We start from the raw sequence: 4,534 nt of genomic DNA, 5'->3' as shown, positions 1-4,534 counted from the left end.
CCCTGTCAGCAGCGACAACAGGCCTATCCGTCCTGCGGCCATCGCAGTTGCCCGGCCTGTCAGCACGGCACCAACCGCCAGTGGCTGGAGCGGCAACGACAGAAATTGCTGCCGGTGGACTATTTCCTGGTGACCTTCACCCTGCCAGTCCAGTTGCGGGGCTTTGCCTGGCATCATCTTCGGTGGACCTGTCACACCCTGTTCCAGGTTGCCCGGGAGACCCTGAACCAGTTTGCCCGCAACGATCAACGCCTGGGCAACCAACTCGGGCTGGTGGGGGTGTTGCACACCCACTCCCGGCGCTTGGCCTTCCACCCCCATGTCCACATCGTGATCCCCGGCGGCGGGCTGACCGGATCTCGCTGGCAACGCCGGGCCGGAAAGTACCTGTTCAATGGCCGGGCTCTGGCCCGGGTGTTCCGCGCCAAGTTCCTCGACCGAATGCGCAAGCAGGGCTTTGCCTTGCCGGACGCCATTCCCCGGGACTGGATCGCCCAGTGTGAGCAGGTCGGGCGCGGAGATCACGCGCTGACTTATCTGGCCCGTTACCTCTATCGCGGGGTGCTGCGGGAGCCGAATATCGTGGCCTACGATAGCGAACAGGTGACCTTCCGCTACCGGGACAGCCAGACCCAGTGTTGGCAGACCCTGACGGAACCGGCGGATCGATTCCTCTGGCGAGTCTTGCAGCACGTCTTGCCAAAGGGGCTGCGACGGGTGCGGGAATACGGTTTTCTGCACAGCGGGGCACGCAAGACGCTACACCGGTTGCAGTTGCTTCTCCGCGTGACGCTACCGTCGATGGCAACCGTAAGCCAACCCCGCAAGCAACGCGCTTGCCCCTGTTGTGGCCAGCCCATGAGCCTCACGGTCTGGCGCCAACCCTGCCGGTGGCCAGTCATTCGGCGACGATGGCCAGCATAAATTACCGACCATCCGACACGTACTCAAGCGGGAGGAGCCAACGCACCTTATGACACCACGACCAGGGCACACCGGCTGCCAGCTTCACCGGCGGCCCCGGGTAACTCTGGCCTGACAAAAGAGGCCGCCCAAAGCCAGGGCCAAAGCACCTCTGAGTTCTCCGCCGCTATTTCCTTAATAATGAAGCACCGGGCTCGTCCAACACCGGATCAGGTCGCGGCGGTGCGCGACCTATCCTTATTTGTTAGGGAAGTGCCACGAGGATCTGGATGCTCATGATGAACATACACGCCACTCCGACTGCATACGCCACCGTTCGCCAAGGCTGAATTCCAGCCAGATAGAATAATGTATGCAGGTAGCGGGCTCCCGTAAATACCAAGAAGAGCCAAACGGCCCAACCGGGAGAAGCACCGACCCAAATATAAGCCACCCCCAAACCCAGAAAAACGGGGATATTCTCGAGGTCGTTTAACCACGCTCGGGCTGCTCTCTGAACTTGAGGCAACTCCTCTTTGGCAGCCTCCCGCCCAACGAATGCTGCATCTTCGGGAGTCTTGAAGGTCAGCTTCCCGATACGATGGAATCCCTGATATGCGGAGATGGCAAACATCTTAAAGAACAGCAGCACTGAGGCTACCGCGTACCAATATTCTGCCTGATCCATGGTGTTTCCTTACTCCCTAACGCCTGCATTTGCGGCTGGTTTGGAGCGCAGCGGAAAACCAGTCCGCCAACATGCGATGGTTAGGTGTCCTTACCAAGTTCCACCCGAAGCCGCTGTGAATGGAGCTGTATCTCTTGCAATCGGCGGAGAAGATGGCCGCTATTGATCGACGAAAGAGTCTCGGCGTGAACGAACAGCAACTTCACATCGCCGGGCCAACCTGGCCCGCCCCCGGAAATCGCATCCCAGAAAGCGGAGACGTTTCTACCGAAGAATTCCGCACCTTCAGGACGCACTATGTCCACATATAACTGCCAGAAATCGCTCTCATCTCTGACATTCTGACAGTCGATAACTATGGTATCCATACACACCTAACGCCTGCATCACCGCGCATTTTACAGTGGGTGGCTTTTGCGTAAAAGTGGCTTGTCCACACGCAAAAGGCGCACGCTGTAAAATGTCCGGTGCATGCGCTTGTTAGAAGTCTGTATGTTGATAAAAAACATTTCATCAAGTTTTTCTTAGTTTAGCTGTTTTTTGAAAACCATAATAAAGACAAATTTCGAATAATGTAAACCAAATTAACTGCGCAAGCAAAACTACGACTACACCAAAAGGAAGTGAAAATAAAAATAATATATTTAATGGTATTGCTGTAATCATAAGTAATAACCACAACAGAGCCAATAAGCTCTTCGCGCCAGAACAAGCTTCTATCTGGCCTTTAATTAGCCGCTTAATCGCTAATCCGAGTCGGAACCAACTAATCGGAAAACAAAGTAAACCTATTAAGATTAAGTAGCTCATATTATTCTTCTAACGCTGAGGTAACCGGCGCCGGAGCGCAGCGGAGGGAACCAAAAGCTGTAAGCTTTTGGCGTCCGGTTGACCGCCTGGTTAGTGGCCGGTCACCACCAAGGTCTCCCTTGGCACCCAGCGCTGCATGCCCTCTCTCGAACAGCTTGCACCAACGCAACGGATGGCGAAAGGAACCAGAGCGCAAACAACACCAACCCGATTACCGTTTAAACTGGACGGCCCCATAACTGGAGCACGCCGTGAATAACCATGCCGCCGATGAATTTGGCACCCAACCCCGACGGCAACTTTTCCGGCCTTGGCCATCACCAACACAGGCGGCTTTGCAGCAAAGCCCGATGCCAAGGCCCTTGCACTGAGCCCGCCAAAAATGGAGACGGCCTGGGCCAATAATCGGGATAGGGAGGCACCTCACGATGCCCCTCCTCCCACATCACCGGGCATACGGATCACGTACCACGGCGATTCAGTGACTTGATTCAACCCGTTACCGCACTGCCAGTTCCGGCAGTCCATAGCTCCGAAACAACCGGGCCGGTAAGGCTTGCCGCAGGGCTGGCGAATGACTCAGCCGCCACGGGCCGTGGGCTGATTTCGCAGTGTTCCAGGCCAGTTTGACCGAGACACCCCGCTTTCTCAGCTCACGATACCCCCTTCGGCCCCATTGCTTCCACACGTAACTTCTCATTCTCCGCCGTATCCACTTGTCCAGGTCCCGCAGGGGGCTCAGCACTTCGGCTGCGTCGAAGTACGCTTTCCAACCAAGCAGGGTCTCTTTCAAATCTGCGATCACCTGGGCCAGTGAGTGGCCCCGTGTTCGGCGGCTCAGTATCCGGATCTGGGTTTTCAGCTTGGTGATAGCTTTGTCAGCCACTTTCAATCGCTGCCCTTTCCGGCTGAGGGTGAAGCCCAGGAAGCTGCGCTTCCAGGGCCGGTCTACCGCGCTCTTTCGTGTATTCACTGTGAGCCTCAGCGAGTCCTCGATAAAGCGCGTCAGACTCACCATCACCCGCTCTCCTGCACGGCGACTGCCCACGTAGATCTGGCAGTCATCCGCGTAGCGGGCAAATTTCAGGTTGCGCCGTTCCAGCTCCCAATCCAGCTCATCCAGCACCACATTCGCCAACACCGGAGACAGTGGCCCGCCTTGGGGCACGCCCTCGGGTGTTGGTGTTTTGCGGCTGTCGATCTGTACACCTGCCTTCAGGTACCGGTTGATCAACCTGAGCATCGGCCTGTCCGGCGTGTGCCGTTTCAGGCGTGCCATTAGGCGATCATGGTTTACCCGGTCAAAGAAGGCTTCCAGGTCCAGATCCACTACCCAGTTACGGCCTTCCCGAGCGCAATGCTGTCCGTATCGAACTGCCTGATGGGCAGAACGCCCCGGACGGAAGCCATAGCTGTGTGGGTGGAAGCGGGGTTCCCAGTCCTGCTGGATCACCTGAGCGATTGCCTGCTGGATGAAGCGATCCAGCACCGTTGGAATGCCCAGAGGGCGAGAACCGCCGTTGGCTTTGGGGATGGTGACCCGCCGGACCGGTTTGGGTCGGTAGGTCTGCTGGAGCAGTTGCTGCCGGATCTCGGGCCAATGTTGGCGCAGATAATCCGGCAGTTCATCCACGGTCATGCCGTCGATGCCCGGCGCTCCCTTGTTACGTCGAACCTGTTTCAGGGCGCGATTGAGGTTGTCCCTGCTCAATACACGCGCCATCCACGGTGAGGGTTGAACGGAGTGCGAGTTCTCCCGATTTCCGGCAACGGGTTCATCCCCTGGTTGCTCCAGGGTCAGCGCAAGCTGCTTTGCGGATGCCATCCCGTTTCCCTGCACGGACACTCGACTCCTGTCTCTGTTCGGGCCTTCGGTTCACGGGCGAACCTACTATGCCCTCTGCTGATTTCTGCCACGCGATCAGAGACGATCGCTCGTCTCTCAGTGGGTCCGTCCACACGCGGCAGACCTCCCGGGGTAAGGCACAGAGCTTTCACGGCGTGAGCGCCCGATTTATAAAGCACACCCCAGCCGCAGAAGGAGGGCTTCGCGGTCACGTGCCCGCTCGCCCCGGATGTACCACACCTCGTATCGGGTTCCTGTTCGTCGCCCCGCCGCTTTGGATTGGGCTT

Annotated in this window: 5 protein-coding genes; 1 reads left to right on the top strand and 4 read right to left on the bottom strand. The window is 57.6% G+C overall.

Annotated elements, in window-relative coordinates:
* On the top strand, nucleotides 1-924 hold a 924-nt coding region (locus tag C7H09_RS07460; protein ID WP_106761970.1), incomplete at its 5' end, for an IS91 family transposase.
* Nucleotides 925-1,168: 244 nt separating this feature from the next.
* On the opposite strand, the gene C7H09_RS07455 is transcribed toward C7H09_RS07460, so the two are convergent.
* The 4 genes from C7H09_RS07455 to ltrA all read right to left on the bottom strand — a co-directional run bounded on the left by C7H09_RS07455 (nucleotide 1,169) and on the right by ltrA (nucleotide 4,226).
* Nucleotides 1,169-1,591, bottom strand: coding sequence for an MAPEG family protein (locus C7H09_RS07455; RefSeq protein WP_106761969.1), 423 nt, complete (start codon nucleotides 1,589-1,591; stop codon nucleotides 1,169-1,171).
* An 80-nt stretch (nucleotides 1,592-1,671) separates the two neighbouring features.
* Entirely contained in the window at nucleotides 1,672-1,959 is a 288-nt protein-coding gene (locus C7H09_RS07450; protein ID WP_106761968.1) for a barstar family protein, read from the bottom strand.
* A 145-nt stretch (nucleotides 1,960-2,104) separates the two neighbouring features.
* A complete protein-coding gene (locus C7H09_RS19735) occupies nucleotides 2,105-2,401 on the bottom strand; it encodes a hypothetical protein (protein ID WP_133166210.1) in 297 nt (98 codons plus the stop codon).
* A gap of 499 nt (nucleotides 2,402-2,900) precedes the next feature.
* Nucleotides 2,901-4,226, bottom strand: coding sequence for a group II intron reverse transcriptase/maturase (gene ltrA / locus C7H09_RS07445; protein ID WP_106761967.1), 1,326 nt, complete (start codon nucleotides 4,224-4,226; stop codon nucleotides 2,901-2,903).
* Nucleotides 4,227-4,534: the final 308 nt, after the last annotated feature.

This window comes from Marinobacter fuscus (assembly GCF_003007675.1).
Classification (GTDB): domain Bacteria; phylum Pseudomonadota; class Gammaproteobacteria; order Pseudomonadales; family Oleiphilaceae; genus Marinobacter; species Marinobacter fuscus.
The sequence above is the reverse complement of the archived record's forward strand: the minus strand, read 5'-3'. Positions and strand labels throughout refer to the sequence as shown.

Bases quoted from the DNA above. Each gene is read 5' to 3' on its own strand.
- ltrA (WP_106761967.1), bottom strand. From the start codon at position 4,226: ATGGCATCCGCAAAGCAGCTTGCGCTGACCCTGGAGCAACCAGGGGAT.
- C7H09_RS07455 (WP_106761969.1), bottom strand. From the start codon at position 1,591: ATGGATCAGGCAGAATATTGGTACGCGGTAGCCTCAGTGCTGCTGTTC.
- C7H09_RS19735 (WP_133166210.1), bottom strand. From the start codon at position 2,401: ATGAGCTACTTAATCTTAATAGGTTTACTTTGTTTTCCGATTAGTTGG.
- C7H09_RS07450 (WP_106761968.1), bottom strand. From the start codon at position 1,959: ATGGATACCATAGTTATCGACTGTCAGAATGTCAGAGATGAGAGCGAT.